Origin of the sequence: Halorubrum distributum JCM 10118 (genome assembly GCF_000337335.1) — an archaeon.
GTDB classification, from domain to species: Archaea; Halobacteriota; Halobacteria; order Halobacteriales; family Haloferacaceae; genus Halorubrum; species Halorubrum distributum.
In genome coordinates, this window is the sequence record NZ_AOJN01000018.1 from 45,363 (window position 1) to 70,732 (window position 25,370).

Consider the following 25,370-nt stretch of genomic DNA (forward strand, 5'->3'; position numbering starts at 1 on the left):
CGGGCGGGCGGCGGCGGACCGCCCGCCGCGCGCCAGTACGTTTTTGTCAACGCACCGGAATCCGTTGCGTATGGCCCTCCCTACGTTCGAGAAGAAGCGACTCATCGGGCTCATCGCGATCCTGTCGTTCGGGCTCACATCGCTGTCCGCCGTCCTCCTCCCGGCTCCGCTCGTGACGCTGGGGCCGGCCCTGTTCATCACCGGCTTCTTCATCCTCATCCCGCTGGTGTTGGTGCTCGGCGAGCAGTTCCCGCTCGTTGCGTCCGACGAGGACGACGCGGCCTCTGCGACCGCCGAACGGCCGGTGGCGGCGCTGCGCGACCGCTACGCGAGCGGCGAGATAGACGAGGCGGAGTTCGAACGCCGGCTCGACCGCCTGCTCGCGACCGAGGACCTCGACGAGCGGTTCGACCAGGTCGAGTCCGACGGGACGGGGTCCGTCGAGGCCGGCGACCACCGGGAGCGCGACCTCGAACTGGAGTGAGTCGCCGCGCGGCTCAGGGGTCGACGCGGACGAGCCACGCCTCGGGGTCGTCGATCTCTCCGGCGGTCGGGAGGTTCTCGGCGCGCTCCCAGACGGCGCCCGCGGCCTCGACGCCGCGCGCGTCGGCGACGTGCCGGAAGAAGGCGGCGCCGCGCTCGTACTGCCGCCGCTTGAGCCCGAGGCCGAGCAGGCGCCGCGCGAGCCGGCGCACGGGGCCGCCCCCGCCGCGGCGCTCGTCGAGCTTCCGTCGGAGGTCCGCGTACTCGCCGTCGAACGCGCGGTCCATCAGCACCTCGGCGTACCCCTCGACCGCGGTCATCGCGGTCTGGAGCTCCGCGAACGCATCGGGGTCGAGCCCGCGGCCGGTCATTCCCTCGACGCCGCCGACCATCCCCTCGACGCCGCGCTCGACGCGCGACTCCAGGTACTTCGGCAGCCACGGCGCCGCGCCGAACTCGGCGGCGTGGGTCACCTCGTGGAACGCGATCCACCGGCGGAACCGGGGGTAGTCGACGTCGAGCGCGCTCGCGACAGCGACGATGTTCGGATGGACGAAGTAGAGCCCGTGCTCGGCGTCCGGCTCGTCGGCCAGCAGGAGCGGGTCGTACTGGCCGAGGACGTTTCGCGCGAGGAAGCCCAGCGCGAACGCCATCGACCCCGTGTTGGCGACCCGCGAGAGGTCCTGTGCGAAGGCGGCGCCGGGCGCGGGTCCGCCCGGTCCGGGCGCGCTGTCCGGCATCACGTCGATCGAATCGGTTCCGGGGTTCCCGACCGCTCCGGCCTCCGCGCCGTCGCCGGCCGCGGCCGCCTCGATCGGGTCCATCACGCGCCGGAAGGTACCGACGCTCGCGTCGATCCAGTGATGGCGGTTCTGCACCTCGACGGTGTCGGGAACGTCGAACTCGATCCCGGCCACCTCGGCCAGCCGCGAGCGCGCGTCGCGGACGTCGGCGGCGTACCCCGCGCGCTCCGCGTCGGAGAGCGCGATCGACCCGGGGTCCGTGGCGTCCTTCGCGGCCGCCGCGGCCCGGTCCCAGTCGACGACGCCCGGCCCCTCGGCCTCGGCGACGGTCCGGACGCTTCGGAGGATGTCCATACGGATCCGACGGGCGGCCGCCCCAAAGCGCTTGTGTCGACCGTCCCCGCGCCGACTGGCTCGCCGCGACCCCCAGCGCTGAGAGCGCGGCGTCGAAGGTCCCGGCAACGAGGGTCCCGGCGCCGAGGGCCCCGGCGCCGAGCGCCGACACCGACGTTTTCTTGTCGGCCGCCCCACAGCCTCGGAGCATGGACGACGAGCGCAGCGCGTTCCTCGACGACCTCCTCGCGACGCCGAGCCCCTCGGGCTTCGAGACGGCCGTCCAGCGGGTCTGGACCGACTACGTCCGCGAGTTTGCCGACCGGGTCGACACCGACGCGTACGGCAACGCCGTCGCGGTCCACGAGGGCGATCCCGACGCCCCGGCGATCGCTGTCACCGGCCACGCCGACGAGATCGGGTTCATCGTCCGCGACGTGCTCGACGACGGCTTCCTCCGGATCGGCCGGATCGGCGGCTCCGACCGCACCGTCTCGAAGGGCCAGCACGTCACGGTCCACGCCGACGAGCCGGTCCAGGGCGTCGTCGGCCAGACGGCGATCCACCTGCGGGACGAGGGCGACGACGACTACGAGGACGTCGCGGCCCAGTTCGTCGACATCGGCGCCGAGGACGCCGACGAGGCGCGCGCCCACGTCGAGGTCGGCGACCCCGTCACGTTCTCGACGGGCCGCCGCGACCTCGTCGGGGACCGGATCGCCGCCCGCGGGGTCGACAACCGGGCCGGTGCGTGGGCGGCCGCGGAGGGGCTCCGCCGCGCCGCCGCGGCCGATGTCGACGCCACCGTCTACGCCGTCTCGACCGTTCAGGAGGAGGTCGGACTCCAGGGCGCGCGGATGGTCGGGGTCGACCTCGACGACGTCGACGCGTTCGTCGCGGTCGACGTCACCCACGCGACCGACAACCCGGACGTCGACCGCGAGCGACGCGGTCCGATCGAGCTCGGCGCGGGTCCGGTGATCGGTCGGGGCAGCGCGAACCACCCGGTCCTCGTCGACCTCGCGCGCGACGCGGCCGAGGACGCCGGCGTCGAGGTCCAGCTCCAGGCGGCCGGCATCCGCACCGGCACCGACGCGGACGCGTTCTACACTGCCCGGGGCGGCGTGCCCGCGCTCAACGTCTCGATCCCGAACCGGTACATGCACACGCCGGTCGAGGTGATCGACACCGGGGACCTCGACGCGGTCGCCGACCTCCTCGCCGCGATCGGCGCGGCGGCGGGCGATCTCGACGCGGCGGAGTCGCCGTTCGCCGTCGACGTCTGAGCGCGCCTCGCCACGACAAACCGGGGCACGGCGGCGTCAAAACGGAACTGTTTTACTACCGTCTTTCCTACCGTAGATTGCGACGAACGGACGTGCTCTGGTGGTGTAGTCCGGCCAATCATATCACCCTCTCACGGTGATGACCTGGGTTCAAATCCCAGCCGGAGCATTTCTCTCACGACGCGACCAACCGACGAGGAGTCCCCTCGTCGCTTCGATCGCGCCCGCCGAACCGCGTCGCCCGGCTTCGGTCGGGTCGGTACGGCTCCCCACACTTATCCGAAGGCCGGCCGTCCACCGACACAGATGCCCGACGAGCCGAGCGGCCGTAACCTCGACGGCGACGCCCCGGTCGCGGAGTCGGTCGTCGAGACCGAGTCGGCGACGATCACCGACGACGCCGAGCTCGAACGCACCATCGGGCTGACCGGCGGCCTCGCGATCGGGATCGGGACGATGATCGGCGCCGGGATCTTCGTGTTCCCCGGGCTCGCGGGCGGAGCGATCGGGACCGCGGCGGCCGCCTCGTTCGCCGTCGGCGGGGTGATCGCGCTCCTCGTCGCGCTCCCGACCTCCGAGCTCGCGACGGCGATGCCGCGGAGCGGCGGCGGCTACTACTTCATCTCGCGGGGGCTCGGGACGCTCGCCGGGACCGTCATCGGCCTTTCGCTGTGGCTCGGGCTCGTGTTCGCGACCGCCTTCTACCTCGTCGGGCTCGGCTACTACGCGCTCGACGCGCTCGCGCAGGTCGGGCTCGCGGTCGGCGCCGGTTCGGACGCGATCGTCTCCGTCATCGCCGTCCTCGCCGGGGGCGCGTTCACCGTCCTGAACGTCACGGGAACCGAGAACGCCGCCAAGCTCCAGAACGGGATCGTCGCGCTCCTGCTCTCGATGCTGGTCGCGTTCCTCGGGTTCGGCCTGCTGGAGGCGTTCGGGGTCGTCGCCGTCGACACGCCGCCCGGGCAGGCCGCGAACGTCTGGGGTGCCGGACCGGTCCTCTCGGTCGCCGCGCTCGTGTTCACCTCCTACCTCGGGTTCGCGCAGGTGGCGACTGTGGCCGGGGAGATGAAAGACCCCGGTCGGAACCTCCCGCTCGCGATGGTCGGCTCCGTGGTGATCGTCACGGTCCTGTACGTGCTGACCATCTTCGTCGCGACGAACATCTTCACGCGGGACGCGCTGCTCGCCGCCGGCGAGACCGCGATAGTCGAGGTCGGCCGCGCGCTGCTCGGCCCGGCCGGGGCGCTCGTGATCATCGTCGGCGGACTGTTGGCGACGATGTCGTCGGCGAACGCCTCGATCCTCAGCACCTCGCGGGCGATCTACGGCGTCTCGAAGGACGCGCTCCTCCCGCGGTGGGCGAGCCGGATCAACCTGCGGTACGGCACGCCGCACGTCGCCCTCGGCATGGCCGGCGGTCCCGTCGTCGTCCTCGCGGCGACCGGACAGGTCCAGCTGCTCGCCGAGGTCGCCTCCTTCCTCCACCTGATCATGTACGGGCTGATGTGCGTCGCGCTCGTCGCCATCCGCCGGGACCGGCCCGCGTGGTACGACCCCGACTTCGTCGTGCCCGGGGGGCCCGTTATCCCGGTCCTCGGCGCCCTCGCCAGCTTCGGGCTGATCGCGTTCATGAACCGGCTCTCGATCCTCGTCGGGATCGCGGTCATCGCCGCCACGGCCGGGTGGTACTTCTATTACGCCCGCGACGTGTCGCTCAAGGGGGCCCTGTAAATGACACGCGTACTCGTACCCGTCGCGGTGCTCGAGGGAGGGAGCGTCTCACCCGGCCTGATATCGCTGCTCGGCGCCGTCGACGTCACCGTGCTCGGCTACCACGTCCTGCCGGAGCAGACGCCGCCGGACCAGGCCCGGCTCCAGTTCGGGGAGCGCGCGACGTCCGCCCTGGAGGACATCAGTCAGGAGTTCGCGGCCGCGGGCGGCGCGGCCGACCACCGGCTCGTGTTCACCCACGACCGCGAGCAGACGATCGAGCGGGTGACCGACGAGGTCGACGCCGACGCGTTCGCCGTCCCCGGAACGACCGGTGACGTCGAGCGGGTCCTGGTGTCGCTTTCGGGCGACGTCGACGCCGACCGGATCCTCTCGTTCGTCGGTGCGCTCGTCGGCGACCGCGACATCGGCGTCACCCTGTTCCTCGCGGCGGGAGCCGGAATGCCCGGCGACGGCGTCGCAGACGCCGCCGCGTCCGAGAGCCCCGCTCCGGCCGGCGGCGACGCGGGCGACGGTACCGACGCCCGGCTGGCGGCCGCGGCCGACCGCCTCCGCGAGCGGGGGCTCGACGTTGACACGGCGACGGCGGCGGAGGGCTCGCCGTTCGACGCGCTGATCGACGCGGTGCCCGGCCACGACGCGGTCGTGATGGGCGAGCGCGCGCCCTCGTTCCGGTCGTTCGTGTTCGGCGAGGAGAGCGAGCGCGTCGCGGCCGCCTCCGTCGGTCCCGTCCTCGTCGTCCGCGACCGCCGAGCGGACGACGAGTCCGACGAGGACGCGGCGGCGTCTGCCGCCGACGACACGGCGCCTGCCGCCGACGAGTAGGACGGGCCGGCGCGGCGTCGTTCGGAGGTCCTACCGCTCGCTGCTGACCGACACCGTCTCCCGTTCGAACCCCGCCTCGTCGCCGCGCCAGCGCCACGAGCCGACGAACGGGGAGCCGTCGAGCGCACAGATCACGTACGAGTAGCCGGGCCACGTCGCCCGCGAGGCGTCCGTCTCGCTCGGGTGCGCCGGTCCCGCCGGGTGCGAGTGGTAGAAGCCGACCACCTCACGGCCGTCGGCCTCGATCGCCTCGAACAGTTCGAGCTGCTCCTCGGGGTCGATCCGGTACCGGACCGCGGGCGCGTCGGCGACGTTCTCCGCCTCGTGGGCGCGCGCGACAACGCTCGGCTCGTCGCCGTTGCCGCGCGTCCCGGCCAGCACGCCACAGACCTCCTCGGCGCCGCCCGCGTCGGCGTGCCGGACCACGTCGTCGTAGGCCTCCCGAGCGAACTCGATCATACGCGGACAACGGAGGGGCGCCGGATAAGTCCGTCTCGACCGGGGGTCGGCGCGCCGCCGAAGGTCGCGAGGCGGAGCGACGTTGAGTCGGAGCGGCGGCGAGGTGTCGATGCGGTGGCCGTCGTCACCGGTTCAACCGCCAGCGGATCGCCGCGGCCGCGAGGAGGACCGTCCCGAACGTGACGGCGCCGGAGATCAGCGCGCCGCGGACGCTCGTCGCGCCGGTCGCGAACGCGCTCGCGGAGGCGGCGCCGCCGACCGCCGCCGCCCCGCCGGCCAGCCCGCCGAACCCGATACAGCAGAGGCTCAGCAGGCTCACGGCGGACAGCGACCCGAGGATGCCGTCGTCGCTCATCGTCGCTTCGCCCTTTCGCCCCGGACTACCAATAGGTGTCGCCCCCGCGGCCCAAGCGAGGGTTTAATTCGGCCAGCCCGCGAGGGCGTCGTGTGGACCCGAGCCGGATCCCCGCCGAGTTCCCCGCGCCGAGCTTCCGCGGGGCACAGGAGCAGGCCCTCGCCGACATCCGCGACGCCTTCGCGGCCGGCAACCGGGTCGTGCTGGTGCGCGCGCCGACGGGCAGCGGCAAGTCGCTGCTCGCCCGCGCGATCATGGGCGCGGCCGCGACCGCCGGCGAGGCGGCCCCCAGCGAGGCGACCGGGGCCTACTACACGACACCGCAGGTGTCGCAGATCGACGACGTCGAGGCCGACGACCTCCTCGACGACCTCGCGGTGATCCGCGGGAAGTCGAACTACGACTGCGTGCTCCCGGGCGAGCACGACACGCCCGTGAACCGCGCGCCCTGCGCGCGCCAGCAGGGGTTCGACTGCTCGATCCGGCACCGCTGCCCGTACTTCTCCGACCGCGCCATCGCGTCCGGCAACCGATTCGCCGCCATGACGCTGGCGTACTTCATGCGAACCGCGGGCTCCGAGGTGTTCCGCAAGCGCGACGCCGTCGTGATCGACGAGGCGCACGGGCTCGCGGAGTGGGCCGAGATGTACGCCACCATCGAGATATCGCCCGATCGCGTCCCGGTGTGGGACGACGTCGGCGTCCCCGACGTCGCGGCCGACGCCGGCCCTGAGGAGGACGCCCTCGACCGGACCGCGCGGTTCGTCGAGGCGCTCCGCGACGTGGCGATCCGGGCGAAAGACGAGCTGGTCGGCCGCCCGGAGCTCGACCGCGAGGAGGTCGCCCGGCGCGACAGGCTTCAGGAGCTGATAAGCGAGCTCGGCTGGTTCCTCGAGGACTACCGCGAGCCGGAGTCCCCGACCACGTGGGTCGTCGACCAGTCGGGCGGCGAGGAGTCCCCCATCGACATCAAGCCGCTCGACCCCGCGCGCTACCTCAGACACACGGTGTGGGACCGCGGGAACCGGTTCGCGCTGCTGTCCGCGACCATCCTCTCGAAGGAGGCGTTCTGCCGCGGCGTCGGCCTCGACCCGGCCGACGTCGCCCTCGTCGACGTCGAGCACACGTTCCCGCTCGCGAACCGACCGCTGTACGACGTGACGCAGGGGTCGATGACGTACGAGCACCGCGACGAGACGGTGCCGAAGATCGCCCGCCTGATCGTCCGGCTGATGGCGGAACACCCCGATGAGAAGGGGCTGATCCACGCGCACTCGTACGACATCGCGGAGCGGCTCACCGAACGCCTCGGCGAGTTCGGCGTCGCCGCGCGCGTCAGGCGGCACGACCGACAGAACCGCGACGCCGAGCTGGAGGCGTGGAAGGCGAGCGCCGACCCGGAGGTGTTCGTCTCCGTGAAGATGGAGGAGGCGCTTGACCTGAAGGGCGACCGCTGTCGCTGGCAGGTCGTGTGTAAGGCGCCGTACCGGAACACGAACGACTCGCGGGTCGCTCGCCGGCTGGAGGACGGCCAGTGGGCGTGGTACCACCGCACGGCGCTGCGTACCGTCATCCAGGCGTGCGGCCGGGTCGTCCGGGCGCCCGACGACCACGGCGCGACGTACCTCGCCGACGACTCACTGCTCGACCTCTTCGAGCGCGCCGAGGCCGACACGCCAGGGTGGTTCCGCGACCAGGTCGACGCGATGACGACCCCGTCGCTGCCGGCGTTCGACCCGGAGGCGGCGCTGGCCGGCATCGACGCGTCGCCGTCCGGCGGCGCGGGGGCGGGACGGCGGCGGGGTCGCCGTTCGGGCGGGTCGGAGAGCGGGAACGCGGGTCACTCGTCTCGCGGCGCGGACGGCTCGAAAGCCGGCGACGGCGACGCGACCGGCGACAGCGGAACGACGGACGACGCGTCGGTCCGGACCCGCTCCGAGCGGGACGCGGAGCGCCGGCGGGACCACCCGCTGTCGGACGTGTGGGGCGACGGCTGACCGGAGTTACCGCGAGGCGGCCGTCACAGCAGCGAGACGCCGTACGCGACCATGGAGCTCACCATGAGAAACGCGAAGAACAGCGCCATGACCTGTTGTCTGTCCATGTCGCCGTGTCGACCGCAGAACCGTATAACTCCTGCGGGCGAGGGGTGGCGGCGCGCGAGTCATATTATCACTCCCGCGCCGATCATCCGTCAATATATATCGTATAAGGTGTATCAGGGCCCTCCATGAAGTAGTAACCTTCATAATCCCTCACGCGACTACTGGATGTATGGCCACGAACGGGCTGTCGAGTGCGCTGACGCTGTACGGTGCGCGAACCCTGACGCTGTCGCAGGCGGCCGCACAGGCAGGGCTCAGCGAGGCCGAATTCATCGAGCAGCTCGAACGCCGCGGCATCGAGGTAACCGAGTCCGAGCGGGCCGCAGCGCTCGGCCACGAACAGCCCGCCCGCGCCGACTGAACGTCCCCCGTCCCCGCCGACCACGTCGACGCGTCGACCGGAACCTTCGGCTCACTTCCACGAACGATCAGTTCTTCTGCCGAAACGACCCGCGAGGAGCGTCAGTCTCGACTCGGAGCCGACTCCGCGGCCGGTTCGGTCCCCTCCTCCGGCACGAGGTGAACGTCGCCGCCGTGTTCGAACGCGAGGACCGCGTCGGCGTCGTCGTCGACGAACGCCGGGTTCGGCACGGTCTTCGCCTCGTAGGTGACGGGGTCGAGCACCTGGATCGCGTTCTCGTCCTCGACGGTCACAACCGTCGTCTCCGCCGCGTCGTCGCGGGTGCCGAGCCGGGTCGCCTCCGGGGCCTCCCCGTCCGCGAACGCGGAGGCGTACGCCGCGCCGCTCGCGAGGCGCACGCCCCGGAGCCGGTCGGAGACACCGGTGACGAGGACCGGGCCGTCGCCGTCCTCGGGGTCGACGATCTCGCCTTCCGCGTACTTCGGCAGCCGGACCGCGAAGGTGACGCGGTACACCTCGTTGCCGTCGCCGTCCTCGGTGACGAGCGTCGGGTACGACTCGAAGCTCCCGCCGAGGGACTCGGTGATCCGCGTCGCGACGTTCTGCGCGAGGCGGTTCGAGGAGAGCTTGATGTTCGGCCCGTCGTCGGTCTCTTTCACCTCCGTGATGAACGCCTCGCGGTCGCCGTCGGCCTCCTGGTCGGCGACGTACGTCTCGGCGATGTCGAGCGCTTCGGCACGCTCCGCGGGCGTGAGGTCGCGCTCGTCGGCGCGGACCTGGACGATCCCCGCGTAGTACCCGCCGGCGATGCGCCCGCAGCGGTCGCAGGTCCCCCGCGAGATCTTGACCGGGACCGTCACCTCGGCGGACCGGAGGGTGCCGCGCACCACGCCCGAGAAGCGGCAGTGCATCCGCACGTTGTTCTCGTCGACCTGCTCTGGCTCGACGCCCCACTCGACGTCCGCGGCGTCGACGTGGACGCCCAGCGCCTCGGCGACCTCGTCGACCGCGACGTCGGTGTAGTCGCGCGCCCCCACGTCGCGCCACGACTCGCCGCGCCTGACGGCGCCGCAGCCGGAACAGACCAGCACCTCGATCCGGTCGGGCGCGTCGACGAGGTCGAAGTCCTCGAAGTAGCAGTCGTCGCAGAGCAGCGCGTCTCGCCCGCGCGGCTCGCCCGGAAGGGGGTCGCGCCGCTCGGGGACCGGGTCGCCGCAGCGCGGACAGAACTCCCGCGACTCGCTCATTGCCCGCGGCTACGCCGAGGATCCGTTTAAACCGCGCGGACCGCACCCGTCGGCGTCGACGGGCTCGCCCGCGGTTCCGGCCGGGCCGCGCGGGTCGCGACCTCCGAAATGGTTTTTCGCACGGACCGAGAACAGACGCCCATGAGCGGCAACCCCGACGACGAACGGCTCGAGGAACTGCGCGAACAGAAGATGGAGGAGCTCCGCGAGCGACAGGGGGGCGAGGACGCCGCCGAGGCCCAGCAGGAGGCCCAGGAGCGCGCCGAGGCCCAGCAGGAGGCGGTGTTGAAACAGCACCTGACCGACGGCGCGCGCCAGCGGCTCAACGCGGTCGAGATGTCGAAGCCCCAGTTCGGCGAGAAGGTGAAAAAGCAGGTCGCCGCGCTGGCGCAGAGCGGGCGGATCCAGGGACAGATCGACGAGGACCAGATGCGAGACCTGCTCAAAGAGCTCCAGCCCGAACAGAAGAGCTTCGACATCCGACACCGGTAGATGGAGCTCGCGCTGCTGTACAGCGGGGGGAAAGACTCCTCGCTCGCCGCGCACCTGCTCGACCGGTTCTACGACGTCCGCTGCGTCACCGGGAGCTTCGGGCTCACCGACGACTGGGAGCACGCCGAGCGGGCGGCCGCCGAGCTCGGGTTTCCGTTCGAGCGCGTCGACCTCGACCGCGACGTGGCCGAGCGCGCCGCCGAGACGATGGTCGCGGACGGCTACCCCCGCAACGGGATCCAGCGCGTCCACGAGCACGCCTTGGAGACCATCGCCGCCCTCGACGTCGACGCCATCGCGGACGGCACCCGTCGCGACGACCGCGTCCCCACGGTGTCGCGGGCGCAAGCGCAGAGCCTCGAAGACCGCAACGGGATCGACTACATCTCCCCGCTCTCCGGGTTCGGCCGCCACGCCGTCGACCAGCTCGTCGACGCCACCTTCGACGTCCAGCAGGGCCCCAGCGAGGAGGTCCCGAAGGCGGACTACGAGGACGAGCTCCGGACGCTCATCGCCGACGAGTACGGCGAAGAGACCGTCGGCGACGTGTTCCCCGACCACGACCAGACGTACGTTCACGGCCGGAACGACTGATCGGCCGGAACGACTGCTCGACCGGAACGACTGCTCGACCGGTGCGTCGCTCCGTCTCCGGTCGGCGATCTCCCGTCGACCCGGAACCGCCGGAACTCCTTTCGACCCCGCGGGCGTAGCGTCGGGTATGTCATCCGAACGAGTCGTCGACCTGCTCCGGACGGCGTACGCCGACGAGATCGAGACCGTGATGAACTACCAGACGAACGCGATCGTCCTCGACGGCGTCCGTGCCGAGGAGATCAAAGAGAGCCTCAAACAGGACGTCCAAGAGGAGCTCGGCCACGCCGAGCAGCTCGGACAGCGGCTCAAACAGCTCGACGCGCGCCCGCCCGGGTCCGCCGAGTTCACGGCCGGCCAGGAGTCGCTCCAGCCGCCAGAGGACTCGACGGACGTGTTGGCCGTCATCAACGGCGTGCTCGACGCCGAGGAGGACGCGATCGCGACGTATCGTGACCTGATCGACGCCGCCGAGGAAGCCGACGACCCGGTCACCGAGGACCTCGCCGTGACGCTCCTCTCGGACGAGGAGGCCCACCGGACCGAGTTCCGCGGGTTCCAGAAGGAGTACCAGCGCGAGTAGACCGGGCGCGGGGCCGCGCTCCCCGACCGTGAGTCGCGCGACCCACGCACCGACGCCGGCGAGCCCGCCCCCGAAAGGATGCTTTCAAGCGGGCGCTCGCCGAAGCGACGCCCATGTACGACGGCCTCAAGGGATTCCGAGACTTCTACCCCGGCGAGCAGTCCGCTCGCCGCGAGGTGACCGACGCGATCGAGGGCGCGGCGAGCCGGCACGGCTTCCGCGAGATCGCCACCCCCGCCCTGGAGCGGACGGAGATGTACGTCGACAAGTCCGGCGAGGAGATCGTCGAGGAGCTGTACGCCTTCGACGACAAGGGGGGCCGCGGGGTCTCGATGACGCCGGAGCTCACGCCCACCGTCGCCCGGATGGTCGTCGCGAAGGGCCAGGAGCTGTCGAAGCCGATCAAGTGGATGTCCACCCGGCCGTTCTGGCGCTACGAGCAGGTCCAGCAGGGCCGCTTCCGCGAGTTCTACCAGACGAACATCGACGTGTTCGGCTCCTCGGCGCCCGAGGCCGACGCCGAGGTGCTGGCGGTCGCCGCCGACGCCCTCACGGACCTCGGGCTCACCGGCGACGACTTCGAGTTCCGCGTCTCGCACCGCGACATCCTCGGGGGCCTCGTCCGGTCGCTCGCAGCCGATCCCGACGCGGTCGACACCGCGGCCGCCATCCGCGCGGTCGACAAGCGCGCGAAGGTCGACGACGCCGAGTACGTCGGCCTCCTCTCCGACGCCGGGCTCGCCCGCGACACCGCGCGCGACTTCGACGACCTCATCTCGGACGTCGAGACCGTCGCCGACCTCGACGCGGTCGCCGAGGCCGGCGACGAGTCGGTCGAGGCCGCCGTCGAGAACCTCCGGAACGTGCTCGCCGCCGCCGACGACTTCGGCGCGGGCGAGTTCTGCGAGGTGTCGCTGACCACCGCCCGTGGGCTCGACTACTACACGGGCGTCGTCTTCGAGTGCTTCGACTCCACCGGCGAGGTCTCCCGTTCCGTCTTCGGCGGCGGGCGCTACGACGACCTCATCGAGTCCTTCGGCGGCCAGCCCACCCCCGCGGTCGGGGTCGCGCCCGGCCACGCCACCCTCAAGCTCCTCTGTCAGCGCGCCGGCGTCTGGCCCGACGAGGAACTCTCGACCGACTACTACGTCCTCTCGGTGGGCGACACGCGGAGCGAGGCGGCCGCGCTCGCGAGCGACCTCCGCGCGCTCGGGGACGACGTGGTCGTCGAGCAGGACATCTCCGGCCGCTCGTTCGGCGCGCAGCTCGGGTACGCCGACTCGATCAACGCCGAGACGGTCGTGGTCGTCGGCGAGCGCGACCTGGAGAACGGCGAGTACACGGTGAAGGACATGGAAAGCGGCGACGAGACGACCGTCCCGGTCGAGGAGTTCCCGCCCGAGGACGGGCTGCCGACGTACGAGGACTACGTGTAGGCTCCGAGTTCCCGTCCGCTCTCGCGTCGTTTCCCGTTCTCGACCATTTTTAAGTTCGAACCGAGATCGGTGAGACGATGATCCCGCTCGCGACGACGATGCCCCCGACCGAGGTCGCCCTCCGCGTGGCCGCGGGCGTCCTCCTCATCCTGATCAACGCCTACTTCGTGGCCGTCGAGTTCGGCCTGACGCGCCTCCGGCAGTACCCCGAGTCGGAGATGGACACCCCCGGACTCCGGCGCGCCTGGGAGATGACCGACGACCTGGAGTTCTACCTCACCACCTGTCAGGTGTGGATCTCCGGCACGAGCATCGCGCTCGGCATCGTCGCCGAGCCGGGGCTCGCGGCGCTTTTCGCCCCGCTGTTCGAGAACACGACCCTCGCGTCGGCCGGCGCGGGCTCGCTCCTGGGATTCTTCCTCATCAACATGGTCCACCTGACGCACGGCGAGCAGACGCCGACGTACCTCGGCGTCGAGCGCTCGAAGCAGGTCGCCAACTACGGCGCCCGACCGCTGTACTGGTTCGCGTGGGCCATCTCCCCGCTGATCAAGTTCGGCGACTGGGTCGCGAAGGCGACGCTCCGCCTGTTCGGCGTGGAGATGACCGGCTCGTGGACCGAGGCCGAAGAGGAGGTGTTGGAGACGCGCGCGCAGCTCCGGACCCGCCTCGGTTCGATGATGGCGGAAGTGGAGCTCCCGGAGGAGCGCCGCGACGAGGTGCTCAGCGCGCTCGACGTGGACCGGATCACCGTCGCGGACGTGATGACCCCGCCCGACGAGATCGTCTCGCTGACGACGACGGCGTGCGTCGCGGAGAACCTCGACCGGATCCGCGACACCCCGCACAGCCGCTTCCCGCTCGTCGGCGACGACCTGACCGAGTTCGAGGGGATCGTGTACGCCCCCTCCATCGTGAGCCGCTTCGACGAGCTCCGGGACGGCGACCTGACGTTCGCTGACGTCGCGGCCCCGCCGATGACGGTGCCGGCTGACGCGAGCGTCAGCGACGCTTACGACCGGTTTCAGGCGGAGTCGCAGGAGCTCGCCTTGGTGACCGAGGACGGCGAGGTCGTCGGGCTGCTCACCGCCACCGACGCGATGGAGGCGGTGATGGGACAGCTGGAGGACCCGCTGGACGCCGGCAATTTATAATAGAACGGCGCGGTGGGGTCGCCGGCGCGTCGCGCCGGCCGTAAGAGGCGTCGCGCCTCCCCGTCGCCGCCGGCGCTGCCGCCGCCTATCCGCCGAGGAAGTCGCGGCGCACGTCCTCGTCGGCGAGCAGCACGTCGCCGCGGTCGGTGTAGCGGTTCTCGCCGTTCACCAGCACGTAGCCGCGGTCGCATCGGCGGAGCGCCTCCTTCGCGTTCTGCTCGACCATCAGCACCGCCGTCCCCGAGTCGTTGATCCGGTCGATCCGGTCGAACATGTCGGAGACGAGGTCCGGGGCGAGCCCGGCCGAGGGCTCGTCGAGCAGCAGGAGGTCGGGGTCGAGCATGAGCGCCCGCCCCATCGCGACCATCTGCCGCTGGCCGCCCGAGAGCGTCCCGGCCTTCTGGTCGCTGCGCTCGCGGAGGATGGGGAACCGGTCGTAGATCGTCTCGATCTGGTCTTCCGGCACCTCGTCGAGGATGTATGCGCCCATCTCGAGGTTCTCGCGGACGCTGAGCCCGGGGAACACGTTGTCGTTCTGCGGGACGAACCCGACCCCCTCGCGGATGATCCGCTCGGGCGCGAGCCCCTGGATCGACTTCCCCTCGAACTCGACGGTGCCGCCCATGTGGGTCGTGAGCCCGAAGACGGTCTTCATCACCGTCGACTTGCCGGCACCGTTGGGACCGACGATGGTGACGTACTCCCCGTCGGCGACGTCCAGCACCACGTCGGAGAGGATCTGGAGATCGCCGTAGCCGGCGTCGAGGTCCCGAATTCTGAGGATCGCATCGCCGTCGATCGCGTGTCCGGTGCCGGCGTCGGCGGTCATAGGTCCTCCCCCAGGTACGCCTCGATGACCCGCTCGTCGTTCCGTATCTCGTCGCCGGTCCCCTCGGCGAGCACGCTGCCCTGATGCATGACGATGACGCGTTCGCAGTTGTTCATGATGACGTCCATGTCGTGTTCGACGAGCAGGAAGGTGTAGCCGTCAGCGCGCAGGTCGTGGACCCGATCCAAGAGCTTCTCCTCGAGGGTCGGGTTGACCCCGGCGAGCGGCTCGTCGAGCAGCACCATCTCGGGGTCGGTCATCAGCGCGCGGGCCATCTCCAGCAGCTTCCGCTGGCCGCCGGAGAGGTTCCCCGCGTGCTCGTGCGCGAGGTGGTCGATCTCGAAGAACTCCAGCGTCTCCCACGCCCGCTCGCGGAGCGCGGTCTCCTCCTCGACCACCCCGCCGCGAAGCCCGGGCGTCACCGCGCGGATCGCGGACTCGCCGAGCTGGCCCTGCGGCGCGAGCATGAGGTTCTCCAGCACGGTCATCTCGGCGAGTTCCCGGGCGATCTGGAAGGTCCGGACCAGGCCCTTCCGGGCGATCTGATACGGCTTGAGCCCGGTGATGTCCTCGCCCTCGAAGTACACCTTGCCGGCGGTCGGCTCGTGGACGCCGGTGATACAGTTGAACGTCGTCGACTTCCCGGCGCCGTTCGGCCCGATCAGGCCGGTCAGCGACCCGGACTCCACCTCGAAGGAGGCCCCGTCGACGGCGGTGACGCCGCCGAACCGCTTCACGAGCCCCTCGACGCGGAGCGGCGGTGTCCCCGAGGGGGGCCCCGACGGAATGTGCTTCGCCGCCTCTTCGACCGCGCTGTCGTTCGACTCCGGTTCGTCGCCGGGCCCGTCCGTCGCCGCGACGGTCTCGGCAGCGCCGAGCTCTCCCGGGCCGGCGGCGTCGTTCGCGTCGGCGACATCGACCGCCTCCGACGCGTCGTCTACGTCAGTGGCGTCGTTCGCGTCGCCGCTGTCGCTCCGGTCGGGCGCGTCACTCATCGGACTCACCTCCGGTCGGCCGCTCCGAGAGGTCGACGGCCGCGGCCGTCTCGATCCGGTCGCCGAGGATCCCCTCGGGCCGACGGTGGATGATGAACACGAGCACCAGCCCGAGGAAGACGAACTGGAGCGGCGCGATGTTGTCGGTCGCGTACGCGAGGAACGTCACCGGGTCGAGCGAGACGAGGGCGTCGCCGAACGACGGCGGCGTCTCCGCGTCGATGAGGCCCCGCACCGTCCCGCCGACGCGCCGCGGGCCCTCGAACAGGACCGCGGCGAAGACGATGCCGCCGAGGACGGAGCCGGTGTTCGACCCGGACCCGCCGATGATCACCGCGATGAACACGTAGAACGTCAACAGCGGCCGGAACTGCGGGGTCGGCGAGACGTTGCCCTGGCTGCCGAACCAGAGGATGCCGGCGAGTCCCATCAGCGCGCAGCCGATGACGAACACCTTGATCTTCACGAGGTTCACGTCCTTGCCGAGCGAGTTAGCGACGAGCTCGTCCTCGCGGATCGCCTTCATCGTCCGGCCGAACGGCGAGCGGCCGAGGCGTTCGAGTATGAGGTAGAACGCGACCAGGAACGCCGCGAGGACGGCGATGTACCCCCAGCCGATGAGGATCGGGTGCGAGATGCCGAGCCCGCCGTTCCCGAAGACGCCGAAGACGGGGTCGCCGAGCGCGGTCGGCGTCCCCGCCTGTCCGTCGACGAGGAACAGTTCGCGGACGGGGTTGTCCGGCATCCCCATCCCGCGGCCGCCGCCGGTGCCGGCGCCGATCGTGTCGCGGAGGAAGTTGTCGAAGGCGCTCGACTGGAGCGACAGGCGGACGATCTCGGAGAGCCCGAGCGTCACGATGGCGAGGTAGTCGGCCTTGAGCCGGAGCGCCGGAAGGGCGGCGACCGCGCCGAGCAGCGCCGCCATCCCCATGCCGGCGACGATCCCGACGGGGAGCGGCAGCCCGAGTCCGGGCGGGCCGAACGCGGGGTCGGGCGACCGGACGACCATCCCCATCGTGTACACGCCGACGGCCATGAAGCCGGCGACGCCGATGTTGAAGAGGCCGGTGTACCCCCACTGGAGGTTGAGGGCGAGCGCGGTGAGCGCGTAGACGAGACCGAGGAACGTCAGCGTCTCCATGAGCCCGGCGACGCTGTTGAGCCCGTCGGTGAACGTCAGCAGCGTCGCGGCCGCGTAGATGGCGAGCAGCGTCCCGACGACGAGGCCGAGGTCGCTCTCTCGGGCGGCCTCGACCACCGCCGCCGTCGCGCTCTCGGGCGGGTCGGACGTGCCGTCGGACGGTCCGGACGCGGAGCCGTCGGGGGCGTTCGCGTCGCTCATGTGGTCGTCACCCCGCCGAAGAGCCCCTCGGGGCGCAACAGCAGCATGAGGATCATCACGCCGAACGCCGCGGCCTGGTTGAAGTCGGACGGGATCCAGATCGTCGAGGTGGTGAACACGACGCCGATGACGAGGCCGCCGACGATCGCGCCGTAGACGGAGCCGATCCCGCCCAAGATCACGGCCGCGAAGATGAGCAGCAGGAGGAGCCACCCGAAGTCGAACTGGATCGTCCCGCGGAGCAGGACGTAGAGGTAGCCCGACGCGCCCGCGAGCCCGCCGCCGATGATCCACGTCGCGGTGACGACGCGCTCGGCCGGGATGCCGGTGATGAGCGCGAGGTCCTTGTTGTCGGCCATCGCCCGCATCGCGGTGCCGAGCTTCGTGTGCTGGAGCATCCCGTGCATCGCGAGCATCAGCCCGACCGCCGCCACGAGGATGGTGAGCTCGTGGGCGTTCACCGAGAGCCCGAGCGGGTCGAACGCGAGGTTCGACGCGTCGACGCTGGCGGTGATCCCACGGCGGTCGGAGCCGTAAACGAACTGGAGCAGGTAGCGCACGATGAGCGCCGCGCCGATGGAGGCGATGAGCAGCGAGATCCCGTCGCGGTCGCGCATCGGCTTGTAGAACGCGCGGTCGAGCGCCACCGCGAGCAGCGCGGTGACGACGAACGCCGCGAGCAGTCCGACCAGGATCGCGCCGGGCGTCGTGAGGATGTGCGCGCCGATGTCGCCCGGCGAGGCGTTGCCGGCGTCGCGGACGGTCAGGAGCGCCCGGACCGACACGTCGCCGAGGCCGGCGATCAGGAACGCCACGCCCCAGCCGGAGAACGCGCCGACGCTGACGAGGTCGCCGTGCGCGAAGTTCGCGAACGAGAGGATGCTGTACGTCATCGAGAGCCCGATGCCCGCGAGCCCGATCACGAGCCCGATCACGACGCCGTTCCAGAGGTTCGAGCCGAGCCGGTCGACCGAGATCGACCCGCCGATCGGGCCGAGGCCGACCCCCGCGAGCTTCGCCGCGAGGTCGACGAGAAGCAGGCCGCCGAGGAGGGCGACGAAGAGAAGCCCCGGCCGGGCCCGCGCCGAGTCGACGATCGACGAGTCAGTTGTTCCCATGTGTACGTCTCACTGACGCAGGGTGAGTCACCGAGAGGTAAATAACTCGCTGTTCGGACAAAAGTCGAGACCTCAAAACCCCCTGACAGCTGTGACGGTCCCGGCGGAGTCCGCGGTCGAACTCGGTGGAGTTTCTACTTCGCGTCAGTCTCCGCCCGCGGCCCGCGCGTGGCGCCGCGCGTCCTCGGGCGACCGGCCCTCGCGCACCAGCGCCTCGACGAACAGCTCGCCGGCCTTGTACGACGACCGGACCATCGCGCCCGACGCGCAGTAGAGGAAGTCGAACTCCTCCTCGGCGACGCGCCGCCACGTCTCGAAGACGTCCGGGTGGACGTACTCGAACACGTCGAGGTGCGAGCGGGAGGGCTGGAGGTACTGGCCGAATGTGACCACGTCGACGCCGACCTCGCGGAGGTCGCCGAGCGTCCGGTACACCTCGTGGTCGTACTCGCCGACGCCGAGCATGAGGCTCGTCTTGGTGTGGATGTCGGACTCGCGGTCGACCCGGTCGAGGACCGCGAGCGACTGCTCGTAGTTCGCGCGGCGGTCGCGGACCGGCCACTGGAGCCGCTCGACCGTCTCGACGTTGTGCGCGATCACGTCCGGCTCCGCGTCGACGATGCGGTCGATCGCCTCGGGGTCACCCTGGAAGTCGGGGATGAGCGTCTCGACGAGGATCTCCGGGTCCCGGCGCTTGATCGCACGGATCGTCTCCGCGAAGTGCGCCGACCCGCCGTCCGCGAGGTCGTCGCGGTCGACGGACGTGAGGACGACGTAGTCGAGCCCGATCTCCGCGACCGCGTCCGCGACGTTCGCCGGCTCCTCGGGGTCGAGCGCCTCCATCCCGCCCGTCTCGACGTCGCAGAAGTTACAGCCGCGCGAGCAGCGGTCGCCCATCAGCATGAACGTCGCCGTGCCGGGGCCGTCCTCTCCCGACCAACACTCGCCCATGTTCGGGCAGTTCGCCTCCTCGCAGACCGTGTGGAGGTCGCGGTCGCGGAGGGTGGACTTGATCTCGGTGAACCGACTCCCGGACGGCGGGCGCGACTTCAGCCAGTCCGGCTTTCGGCGGCCGCGTTGCATGGTCGATCCTTGGCGCCCGAGCGCAAAAGCGTGCGGGTCGGCGGGGGCGCGCCGCGGACTCGACTCGTCCCGACGGCCCTACGCCTCGGGGACGAAGACGTTCATCGACGGCGTCTGGATCCCCTGGAACTTGTTCTTCCAGTTGTACGCGATGTTCAACACGCGGCGCCGGTTCCCGGGCGGCCCCGTCACCACGCTCACGGAGGTGCCGTCCTCCGGGATCTCGACGCGCGTGTCCGCCCACTCGAAGCCCGCGAGCAGCTCCGATGGGTTCTCGACCGACACCGTCCCGCTGTTCTTGTCCACCTCGTACAGCCGGTAAGAGTCGTTTTCGAGCAGCCGCTTGATCTCGTCGAGGTCCGTATCGAAGTGCTCCCGCAGCGCGTCGGCGGTGTGGTAGCCGCAGACGATCAGGTGCGCGAACGTCTCGACGTTGCGCGGGTTCTGCTCGGCCTCGCGCAGGTGGTCGAAGTACGCCAGCTTCTCCTCGCGGTCGAGTTCGAGGATCGCGTTCACGATCCGCGCCGCCTCCCGCTCCGTCTCCGTCGCGTCCGGGTCGGCGAGGACCTCGTCCGCCCGGGAGCCGGTGTTCTGGCCCCGCGACACGTCGAGGACGTTCTTGAGGTGTTTCGCGCGGTCGTACACCGCCGACTTGTACGACCAGTCGCGGACGTCATCGGGGTAGTCGTCGAACTCCTGAAGCAGTGCCTCCCGGTCCTCCGGAAAGCCGATCTCCTCGCGGAAGTCGCTCCACGCGGTGGCGTCCTCGAAGAGCTCGAACTGCGTCAGGGTGTCCTGCCCGAGGTTCGCCCGCGTCCCGCCGCTCGCGACGAACTTCGCTTCGAGGAACGTCTCGCTCCCGCCGTCCGACTCGACGATGAGGTCACCCAGTGAGTCGTAGGAGTTGCCGGCGTGTCGGACCGCGGTCCGGTCCGGGAAGTCGGCCCTGATGCGGTCGGCGAGGGCCTCTGCGAGGTCCGGTCGGCCTTCCGCTTCGAGGTCCCCGTCCGGCTCCGCGTCGTTCGCGAGCTGGGCGGTCAGCCGCTCGGTCGCCTCGACCCAGGCGCGTTCGTGTTTGCCCATGTCGCGTGTCGGTCGGGGAGGGGAATAAAAACGGTGTACGGCGGTGAGCTCGATGAGAGCGCCGGTGTGCGGGAGCACTTAACAGCGCGTGCCGATAGACGGACAACAGCGTATCTCACGATGGACGAGGTGACAGCGGGACTCTTCGTCGGGACCGTCTCCGACGCCGAAGCCGGAGGACTTCTCGAAGACCGCGGCATCGACGTCGTCGTTTCCCTCACGCACGACGATCCGGACACCGGGACCGTCGCTCGCGTCGACGTCCCGATGACGGACGGGCCGCGAAACGAGTCCGAGTCGTTCGTCGCCGCCGCGGAGACGGTCGTCGAGCGACGCGAGGCCGGGCAGCGCGTCCTCGTCCACTGTTCGGCCGGCGCCTCGCGCAGTCCGGCCGTCGCCGCGGCCGCGACGACGCGCCTGACGGACCGTGACCTCGGCGAGGCGTTCGAGCAGGTGCTGGCGCGGCGGCCAGAGGTCGATCCGCACGACGCGTTGATCCGGCGGGCGGCGACGTTCGCGACGCAGGAGCGCGAGTGAGGCGCGACGTCGCAGGAAGGGCGTCGGCCGGAATTACGCATGAACACAGTGTAAGCAGAAATAATTCAGTGTGCCACAGATATAAATCGACAGACCCAGTAGGCTGCTGTACGGAGACTCTCACGCATGGACTCCACAGATATCCCCGACGATGCGTACGACGGTGAGGAGTCTCCACCTAATCTCGACGAACTGGAACCCCTTGACACACTGTTCAGGGACGGACCGATCCGAGAACGACTTCTCGACGTCGTCGTCGGAGTTCGTACGCCGACGAAGGTCTCGACGGTCGCCGAGCGTGCCGATTGCGGCACTGAAACGGCACGGGACTACTTAGCGTGGTTCGACGAGATGGGGATAGTACAGCGACACGACGGTCGTCCGGTCCGGTACGAACGCAACGACGCGTACTTCCAGTGGCGACGCGTCGACCGGATCCGCGAGGAATACTCCGAGCGGGAGATCGTTGATTCCCTCGACGATACGCTCAATCAGATCGAGGACTACCGAGCGCAGTTCGATGCAACGCACCCGGACGAGGTGTCCCTCGTCGACGCGACTCGGGAGCAGAATCTGTCCACCGAGGCAGCTTGGGAAGCGCTCTCTGAGTGGGAGACGCTCGAACGACGAGCGACACTCCTCGACGCAGCACGCCGAAACGACCCGGTCGCTGGCAGCAAGCCCGGTCCGGTCGATGCCTGAGGACACGGCTGACCCACCCAGTCGCGGTCCCATCGATACAGAAATTCTCGACCGGATTGCTACGCATCTCGCTCGCAGCGATCGGTTCGACGCCATCCAGACGCGACCGGAATACGCGCCGAACGCAGTCGTCGCTGACTACGATCTCGGATACTTTCCAGGCGGCGTCACCCGCGCGTATCTACGGATCCGATGGTTCGAGACCGACGACTTCAGCATCCATTATTCGGAGCAATACCAGACCGGCAACGAGTGGGAGTGCCGATGGGACTGCCACCCGAATGATCACAATACCCGCGAGCACTTCCATCCACCCCCAAATGCGTCGACTCTCGGAGAGGATGCCGACTATTCTGACGACTGGCGGAACGTACTCACAACTGTCCTAACCGATCTCGATGACAGGATCAGTGCCTTCTGGAACGAGTGACGTTCTGAGGGGATGAACTCACTCAGTCGTCGTCAGCGGTGTACGCGCCGCCTCGACGTTTGACGCGTGCGACGACGAGCCGGTGGTCGTCCTGCCGGAAGCTCACGGAGAGCCGGAACTCCCCGATGCGTACCTTCTTGTACGGGCTGTTCTGGAGCGGCTCACCGTAGTCCGGCGGGTCGCGCCACGGCGAGGAGACGATTTCATCGAGCTTGTCGAGTATCCGGTCTTGGTCGGCGGGGGACAGTCCGTCGAGGTCGTCTTCGGCGGTCGAGGAGAGTTCCCACGTCCACCCGTCGTCACTCATCGCTCGTGCCGAACCGCTCGCGGGCCTCCTCGGCGCTCGTCGTTCGACCCTCGCGGATGTCCTCCTCGGCTTCGAGCAGGGCAACGAGTTCGTCGCGGTCGAACGTCGGGAACTCGACGGCGTCCCGAAGCGTGTACCGAATGAACTCGCTCCGGCTGTTGAACCCGCGTCCCTGCCACGTATCGTCTATCTGTTCGAGGAACGACTCGGTGAGTTTGAAGTTCACCGTGGCGATGTCGTCGCCGCCGTCGTCGTTTGTAGTCGCTTCAGACATATAGACGTAATACGCTGGTCTTACCGATAGTCGTTTCGGCGGGACCACATTCACCACCTAACCGCCTTGGAGAGTCACGTCGCGCTGTGTGTCCCGAGAGAGTGTCTCTCGGTACGAGCTACGCTGCGTAGCGAGAGGGCCGACTCGAAGACGGATCTTGTCGAGACAGGTAGACGCGGACAGAAAGCAAGCGCAGAGAAAGCCTAGGCCGAGATGTCAACCGTCCCGCGAATGATGACGCGAAACTTGTCAGTGAACTCTGCCTCCATCGACGGTCAGTCGCTCGGGACGAATCCCCGATTCGGCGTCACGGTTCCTGACTTCAGGGCGAGTTGACTGTCGCCCGTCCGCCGAGACGACTGTAGGCCCCGACGGACGTACCTCCATCCGACGTTCTTCGCGCCGACGTAGTCCGCGTTCCCCGTCTCACCACACGATTGGCACTCGAACTCCGAGCGCACGATTCGGTTCCCTTCACTCGTGTGACCGCATTCCGGGCACCGCCGACTCGTGTTCTCCGGTGACACGTACACGACACGGAGCCCCTCCGCGTCCGCTTTGGACTCTACCATGTCCACGAGCTGTCGATGCGCCCACTGGTGGAACTCCTTCACCCGAGGCGCACAGTCTCGGATGTGCCGGAGGTTCTCGAAGGCGATGTACTCGCAGTCGTGTTCAAGGGCCTCGTCGATGATGTCGTTGGCGACCTCGTGAAGCGTGTTCCGGACGTGTCGCGATTCCCGCCCACTCATCTGTTGAATCGTTCGGTGCGCGGACTGTGTACCCGTCCGTTGGAGCCGACCGCGGATTCGCTCAAACTCTCGGTGTCGGTGCCGGAGTTCGTCACCGGATGCGAAGTACGCTGTCGAGGTGGTCGCGATGTTTTCGATACCGAGATCGACGCCGAGAACTGTCCTGTCCTCGGTGTCATCCCGTATCTCGGCTCGTTTCTTGGGCTTGGGTTTCCGGAACCCCAAGTGAATGTAGTACCCACCATCGCGCCGTGAGAGTGTGGATTCAGTGATCTCCCACGCCTCGCTGTCGAGGTACTGGTATTGGTATCCGTTCTCGTCGTCCGGCAGCACGAGTTCACATCGGATACGGTCTCCGACTGTAGAAAGAGAGACGGTTCCGTCGTCGAACAACGTCATCGTGCGCGTGTCGTACTTCACCGTGTCTGCCGTGAACTCCGGCCGAGAGGTGGCGTAATCCTCTTCGAGAGCTTCGATATCATCGATGCCGCTGAGTGCCGCTGCGGCTTGATGAGTGGCGAGTATCGTGTGTTGGCTCCCGAGACGTGTCTCTTCTCGCACCTCGTCGTAGGCGAGCTTTTGAAGACGTGTTTTCCGCGCTTCATTTGCTCTCCATCCGATACGACTGCTGATGTTACAGGCGCGTTTCCACTCAGAGATGGTGGTGTCGAGCAGCGTTCTCTGTTCGCTGGTGAGAGTTAGGCGAGTAATTGCGGTACGTCTCAGGTACTCGTCCGCCACGTCTCTCGATACCGCAGTATGGTACTTAGTGATTATCTCGTGTCACAGGAACTTCACTGCCCTCACCGAGTTCGCTGATCAGAACTCTTCGCGAAACGTACTCTCGAGGACGTGAAAGTGCGGAGAATAAGAAAAGCCTGAGGGGGGATTTGAACCCCCGGTCTCGTCCTTACCAAGGACGCGCTTTACCGCTAAGCTACCCAGGCACGCAAACTGTCGTTGACCGGATTCGACTTTATGGGTTTCGATTCCCGGGCGCGGCGTCGGGGAATCCGAGGGGTGTCGTCCGTCGTCACCGCACCGGTCACCGATCGGTCGCGCTGACGGCCCGCTCGGAGATGTCGGCGATGCGGTCGGCGGTCGCGTCCGGCAGCGCCCGACCCGCGGGCGGGAACTCCCCGTCGCAGTCGGCCGCGAGGTCGCGGGCGTATTCGAGCAGCTCCTCGGGCGGGTCGCCGCCGACCGCGGTGGTGCCGGCGACGACCGCGAGTTCGAGGGCGTCCACCTCCAGGTTGCGGTCGAGTCCCGCTGCCGTCTCGGCGTCCGTCCCCTCGCGGTCGCGGAGCGTCTGGTCGCGGCCGAACGCGCGCACCACGTCGACCGCGGGCCGGGCGGCGTCGGTACAGGCCAGAAGCGAAAAGCCGCGCGAGACGAGCACGTCGGCGGCGAGGATCTCCATGTCGGCGTCGATGTCGGCCGCGGCGGTCGGCGCGGTCACCCACGGCTCCTCGCGGGCCACCGTGCGGGTGAGCCGCAGGCCCTCGTAGATGAGCTGTACGCCCGCGGCGCGGTCGGCCACGTCCGCGAGGTCGACCTCCGGCTCCAGCGCGCGAGCCGTGACCAACGCCAGCACCCCGGGGGTGACCGCGGCGTCGACGAGTCGGGCGTCGAGGGCCTCGCGGAGCTGTTCGGGTTCCACGTCCGCGAGCGCCTCGCGCGCGGCGTCACGCGCTCGCGCGGCATCGTCCATTGCTGTTCGATAGACGAGCG

General features: G+C 69.5%; 28 protein-coding genes and 2 tRNA genes. 15 read left to right on the forward strand and 15 right to left on the reverse strand.

The window, feature by feature from the left end; genetic code table 11:
• Positions 1 to 70 precede the first annotated feature (70 nt).
• Positions 71 to 484 carry an SHOCT domain-containing protein gene (locus tag C466_RS02255; protein WP_004597089.1) on the forward strand — a complete coding sequence of 138 codons (414 nt, stop codon included), beginning with the start codon at positions 71 to 73 and terminating at the stop codon, positions 482 to 484.
• Between the two features lie 13 nt (positions 485 to 497).
• Here the strand turns inward: C466_RS02255 and C466_RS02260 are convergent, their stop codons facing one another.
• Positions 498 to 1,580 (reverse strand): zinc-dependent metalloprotease, encoded by a 1,083-nt coding sequence (locus tag C466_RS02260; protein ID WP_004597088.1) that lies wholly within the window; start codon positions 1,578 to 1,580, stop codon positions 498 to 500.
• A 188-nt stretch (positions 1,581 to 1,768) separates the two neighbouring features.
• Between C466_RS02260 and C466_RS02265 the strand changes: the two genes are divergently transcribed.
• The 4 genes from C466_RS02265 to C466_RS02280 all read left to right on the forward strand — a co-directional run bounded on the left by C466_RS02265 (position 1,769) and on the right by C466_RS02280 (position 5,401).
• On the forward strand, positions 1,769 to 2,845 hold the full coding sequence (locus C466_RS02265) for a zinc-binding metallopeptidase family protein (protein WP_004597087.1): 1,077 nt from the start codon (positions 1,769 to 1,771) through the stop codon (positions 2,843 to 2,845).
• A gap of 94 nt (positions 2,846 to 2,939) precedes the next feature.
• A tRNA-Glu gene (locus C466_RS02270) sits at positions 2,940 to 3,014 on the forward strand.
• A 137-nt stretch (positions 3,015 to 3,151) separates the two neighbouring features.
• Positions 3,152 to 4,576, forward strand: a complete 1,425-nt coding sequence (locus C466_RS02275; RefSeq protein WP_004597086.1) for an APC family permease — start codon at positions 3,152 to 3,154, stop codon at positions 4,574 to 4,576.
• Complete coding sequence (locus C466_RS02280) at positions 4,577 to 5,401, forward strand: universal stress protein (protein WP_004599555.1); 825 nt, start codon at positions 4,577 to 4,579, stop codon at positions 5,399 to 5,401. It abuts the gene before it with no gap.
• Between the two features lie 30 nt (positions 5,402 to 5,431).
• On the opposite strand, the gene C466_RS02285 is transcribed toward C466_RS02280, so the two are convergent.
• Together C466_RS02285 and C466_RS02290 are read right to left on the reverse strand one after the other, a co-directional pair.
• Entirely contained in the window at positions 5,432 to 5,860 is a 429-nt protein-coding gene (locus C466_RS02285) for a desampylase (protein WP_004597084.1), read from the reverse strand.
• A 124-nt stretch (positions 5,861 to 5,984) separates the two neighbouring features.
• Entirely contained in the window at positions 5,985 to 6,215 is a 231-nt protein-coding gene (locus tag C466_RS02290; protein WP_004597083.1) for a hypothetical protein, read from the reverse strand.
• Positions 6,216 to 6,307: 92 nt separating this feature from the next.
• Between C466_RS02290 and C466_RS02295 the strand changes: the two genes are divergently transcribed.
• Both C466_RS02295 and C466_RS02300 read left to right on the forward strand, forming a co-directional pair.
• Positions 6,308 to 8,212: a helicase C-terminal domain-containing protein gene (locus C466_RS02295; RefSeq protein WP_004597082.1), complete on the forward strand. Its 1,905-nt coding sequence runs from the start codon at positions 6,308 to 6,310 to the stop codon at positions 8,210 to 8,212.
• A 277-nt stretch (positions 8,213 to 8,489) separates the two neighbouring features.
• Positions 8,490 to 8,681 carry a UPF0175 family protein gene (locus C466_RS02300; RefSeq protein WP_004597081.1) on the forward strand — a complete coding sequence of 64 codons (192 nt, stop codon included), beginning with the start codon at positions 8,490 to 8,492 and terminating at the stop codon, positions 8,679 to 8,681.
• Positions 8,682 to 8,782: 101 nt separating this feature from the next.
• Here C466_RS02300 and C466_RS02305 read toward each other — a convergent pair whose 3' ends face one another.
• Entirely contained in the window at positions 8,783 to 9,928 is a 1,146-nt protein-coding gene (locus C466_RS02305) for a 60S ribosomal export protein NMD3 (protein WP_004597080.1), read from the reverse strand.
• Between the two features lie 141 nt (positions 9,929 to 10,069).
• Between C466_RS02305 and C466_RS02310 the strand changes: the two genes are divergently transcribed.
• The 5 genes from C466_RS02310 (at position 10,070) to C466_RS02330 (ending at position 14,187) form a co-directional block, all read left to right on the forward strand.
• A complete protein-coding gene (locus C466_RS02310) occupies positions 10,070 to 10,420 on the forward strand; it encodes a DNA-binding protein (RefSeq protein WP_004597079.1) in 351 nt (116 codons plus the stop codon).
• On the forward strand, positions 10,421 to 11,014 hold the full coding sequence (locus C466_RS02315) for a DUF7411 family protein (protein WP_004597078.1): 594 nt from the start codon (positions 10,421 to 10,423) through the stop codon (positions 11,012 to 11,014).
• 127 nt (positions 11,015 to 11,141) lie between these two features.
• Complete coding sequence (locus C466_RS02320; RefSeq protein ID WP_004597077.1) at positions 11,142 to 11,597, forward strand: DUF892 family protein; 456 nt, start codon at positions 11,142 to 11,144, stop codon at positions 11,595 to 11,597.
• Between the two features lie 113 nt (positions 11,598 to 11,710).
• The gene (gene hisS, locus C466_RS02325; RefSeq protein WP_004597076.1) at positions 11,711 to 13,033 is read left to right on the forward strand and encodes a histidine--tRNA ligase; all 1,323 of its coding nucleotides are present in this window, start codon (positions 11,711 to 11,713) and stop codon (positions 13,031 to 13,033) included.
• 77 nt (positions 13,034 to 13,110) lie between these two features.
• Positions 13,111 to 14,187, forward strand: coding sequence for a CNNM domain-containing protein (locus tag C466_RS02330; protein WP_004597075.1), 1,077 nt, complete (start codon positions 13,111 to 13,113; stop codon positions 14,185 to 14,187).
• Positions 14,188 to 14,272: 85 nt separating this feature from the next.
• On the opposite strand, the gene C466_RS02335 is transcribed toward C466_RS02330, so the two are convergent.
• From C466_RS02335 to C466_RS02360, 6 genes are all read right to left on the reverse strand, one after another.
• Positions 14,273 to 15,016: an ABC transporter ATP-binding protein gene (locus C466_RS02335; RefSeq protein WP_004597074.1), complete on the reverse strand. Its 744-nt coding sequence runs from the start codon at positions 15,014 to 15,016 to the stop codon at positions 14,273 to 14,275.
• Entirely contained in the window at positions 15,013 to 16,011 is a 999-nt protein-coding gene (locus C466_RS02340) for an ABC transporter ATP-binding protein (protein WP_004597073.1), read from the reverse strand. Before C466_RS02340 ends, C466_RS02335 begins: the two co-directional genes overlap by 4 nt.
• On the reverse strand, positions 16,004 to 17,353 hold the full coding sequence (locus tag C466_RS02345; RefSeq protein WP_004597072.1) for a branched-chain amino acid ABC transporter permease: 1,350 nt from the start codon (positions 17,351 to 17,353) through the stop codon (positions 16,004 to 16,006). Before C466_RS02345 ends, C466_RS02340 begins: the two co-directional genes overlap by 8 nt.
• Positions 17,350 to 18,471, reverse strand: coding sequence for a branched-chain amino acid ABC transporter permease (locus C466_RS02350; RefSeq protein ID WP_004597071.1), 1,122 nt, complete (start codon positions 18,469 to 18,471; stop codon positions 17,350 to 17,352). Before C466_RS02350 ends, C466_RS02345 begins: the two co-directional genes overlap by 4 nt.
• Positions 18,472 to 18,615: 144 nt before the next feature.
• Positions 18,616 to 19,554, reverse strand: a complete 939-nt coding sequence (gene lipA, locus C466_RS02355) for a lipoyl synthase (protein WP_004597070.1) — start codon at positions 19,552 to 19,554, stop codon at positions 18,616 to 18,618.
• A gap of 78 nt (positions 19,555 to 19,632) precedes the next feature.
• Positions 19,633 to 20,637 carry a hypothetical protein gene (locus tag C466_RS02360; protein ID WP_004597069.1) on the reverse strand — a complete coding sequence of 335 codons (1,005 nt, stop codon included), beginning with the start codon at positions 20,635 to 20,637 and terminating at the stop codon, positions 19,633 to 19,635.
• 120 nt (positions 20,638 to 20,757) lie between these two features.
• On the opposite strand from C466_RS02360, the gene C466_RS02365 reads away from it, so the two are divergent.
• The 3 genes from C466_RS02365 (at position 20,758) to C466_RS02375 (ending at position 22,306) form a co-directional block, all read left to right on the forward strand.
• On the forward strand, positions 20,758 to 21,174 hold the full coding sequence (locus tag C466_RS02365) for a protein-tyrosine phosphatase family protein (RefSeq protein ID WP_004597068.1): 417 nt from the start codon (positions 20,758 to 20,760) through the stop codon (positions 21,172 to 21,174).
• A gap of 126 nt (positions 21,175 to 21,300) precedes the next feature.
• Positions 21,301 to 21,876: a DUF7342 family protein gene (locus C466_RS02370; protein ID WP_004597067.1), complete on the forward strand. Its 576-nt coding sequence runs from the start codon at positions 21,301 to 21,303 to the stop codon at positions 21,874 to 21,876.
• A complete protein-coding gene (locus tag C466_RS02375; protein ID WP_004597066.1) occupies positions 21,869 to 22,306 on the forward strand; it encodes a hypothetical protein in 438 nt (145 codons plus the stop codon). Before C466_RS02370 ends, C466_RS02375 begins: the two co-directional genes overlap by 8 nt.
• Before the next feature lie 22 nt (positions 22,307 to 22,328).
• Here C466_RS02375 and C466_RS02380 read toward each other — a convergent pair whose 3' ends face one another.
• From C466_RS02380 to C466_RS02400, 5 genes are all read right to left on the reverse strand, one after another.
• Positions 22,329 to 22,613, reverse strand: coding sequence for a type II toxin-antitoxin system RelE family toxin (locus C466_RS02380; protein ID WP_004597065.1), 285 nt, complete (start codon positions 22,611 to 22,613; stop codon positions 22,329 to 22,331).
• Complete coding sequence (locus tag C466_RS02385) at positions 22,606 to 22,887, reverse strand: ribbon-helix-helix domain-containing protein (protein WP_004597064.1); 282 nt, start codon at positions 22,885 to 22,887, stop codon at positions 22,606 to 22,608. Before C466_RS02385 ends, C466_RS02380 begins: the two co-directional genes overlap by 8 nt.
• A gap of 275 nt (positions 22,888 to 23,162) precedes the next feature.
• Entirely contained in the window at positions 23,163 to 24,380 is a 1,218-nt protein-coding gene (locus C466_RS02390) for an RNA-guided endonuclease InsQ/TnpB family protein (protein WP_049908366.1), read from the reverse strand.
• A gap of 134 nt (positions 24,381 to 24,514) precedes the next feature.
• Positions 24,515 to 24,586: transfer RNA gene (locus tag C466_RS02395), tRNA-Thr, on the reverse strand.
• 98 nt (positions 24,587 to 24,684) lie between these two features.
• Positions 24,685 to 25,350, reverse strand: a complete 666-nt coding sequence (locus C466_RS02400; RefSeq protein ID WP_004597062.1) for a DUF7114 family protein — start codon at positions 25,348 to 25,350, stop codon at positions 24,685 to 24,687.
• Between the last annotated feature and the right edge of the window lie 20 nt (positions 25,351 to 25,370).

Coding starts and splice junctions, on each gene's coding strand:
- C466_RS02255 (WP_004597089.1), top strand. CDS start 71: ATGGCCCTCCCTACGTTCGAGAAGAAGCGACTCATCGGGCTCATCGCG.
- C466_RS02260 (WP_004597088.1), bottom strand. CDS start 1,580: ATGGACATCCTCCGAAGCGTCCGGACCGTCGCCGAGGCCGAGGGGCCG.
- C466_RS02265 (WP_004597087.1), top strand. CDS start 1,769: ATGGACGACGAGCGCAGCGCGTTCCTCGACGACCTCCTCGCGACGCCG.
- C466_RS02275 (WP_004597086.1), top strand. CDS start 3,152: ATGCCCGACGAGCCGAGCGGCCGTAACCTCGACGGCGACGCCCCGGTC.
- C466_RS02280 (WP_004599555.1), top strand. CDS start 4,577: ATGACACGCGTACTCGTACCCGTCGCGGTGCTCGAGGGAGGGAGCGTC.
- C466_RS02285 (WP_004597084.1), bottom strand. CDS start 5,860: ATGATCGAGTTCGCTCGGGAGGCCTACGACGACGTGGTCCGGCACGCC.
- C466_RS02290 (WP_004597083.1), bottom strand. CDS start 6,215: ATGAGCGACGACGGCATCCTCGGGTCGCTGTCCGCCGTGAGCCTGCTG.
- C466_RS02300 (WP_004597081.1), top strand. CDS start 8,490: ATGGCCACGAACGGGCTGTCGAGTGCGCTGACGCTGTACGGTGCGCGA.
- C466_RS02305 (WP_004597080.1), bottom strand. CDS start 9,928: ATGAGCGAGTCGCGGGAGTTCTGTCCGCGCTGCGGCGACCCGGTCCCC.
- C466_RS02310 (WP_004597079.1), top strand. CDS start 10,070: ATGAGCGGCAACCCCGACGACGAACGGCTCGAGGAACTGCGCGAACAG.
- C466_RS02315 (WP_004597078.1), top strand. CDS start 10,421: ATGGAGCTCGCGCTGCTGTACAGCGGGGGGAAAGACTCCTCGCTCGCC.
- C466_RS02320 (WP_004597077.1), top strand. CDS start 11,142: ATGTCATCCGAACGAGTCGTCGACCTGCTCCGGACGGCGTACGCCGAC.
- hisS (WP_004597076.1), top strand. CDS start 11,711: ATGTACGACGGCCTCAAGGGATTCCGAGACTTCTACCCCGGCGAGCAG.
- C466_RS02330 (WP_004597075.1), top strand. CDS start 13,111: ATGATCCCGCTCGCGACGACGATGCCCCCGACCGAGGTCGCCCTCCGC.
- C466_RS02335 (WP_004597074.1), bottom strand. CDS start 15,016: ATGACCGCCGACGCCGGCACCGGACACGCGATCGACGGCGATGCGATC.
- C466_RS02340 (WP_004597073.1), bottom strand. CDS start 16,011: ATGAGTGACGCGCCCGACCGGAGCGACAGCGGCGACGCGAACGACGCC.
- C466_RS02345 (WP_004597072.1), bottom strand. CDS start 17,353: ATGAGCGACGCGAACGCCCCCGACGGCTCCGCGTCCGGACCGTCCGAC.
- C466_RS02350 (WP_004597071.1), bottom strand. CDS start 18,471: ATGGGAACAACTGACTCGTCGATCGTCGACTCGGCGCGGGCCCGGCCG.
- lipA (WP_004597070.1), bottom strand. CDS start 19,554: ATGCAACGCGGCCGCCGAAAGCCGGACTGGCTGAAGTCGCGCCCGCCG.
- C466_RS02360 (WP_004597069.1), bottom strand. CDS start 20,637: ATGGGCAAACACGAACGCGCCTGGGTCGAGGCGACCGAGCGGCTGACC.
- C466_RS02365 (WP_004597068.1), top strand. CDS start 20,758: ATGGACGAGGTGACAGCGGGACTCTTCGTCGGGACCGTCTCCGACGCC.
- C466_RS02370 (WP_004597067.1), top strand. CDS start 21,301: ATGGACTCCACAGATATCCCCGACGATGCGTACGACGGTGAGGAGTCT.
- C466_RS02375 (WP_004597066.1), top strand. CDS start 21,869: ATGCCTGAGGACACGGCTGACCCACCCAGTCGCGGTCCCATCGATACA.
- C466_RS02380 (WP_004597065.1), bottom strand. CDS start 22,613: ATGAGTGACGACGGGTGGACGTGGGAACTCTCCTCGACCGCCGAAGAC.
- C466_RS02385 (WP_004597064.1), bottom strand. CDS start 22,887: ATGTCTGAAGCGACTACAAACGACGACGGCGGCGACGACATCGCCACG.
- C466_RS02400 (WP_004597062.1), bottom strand. CDS start 25,350: ATGGACGATGCCGCGCGAGCGCGTGACGCCGCGCGCGAGGCGCTCGCG.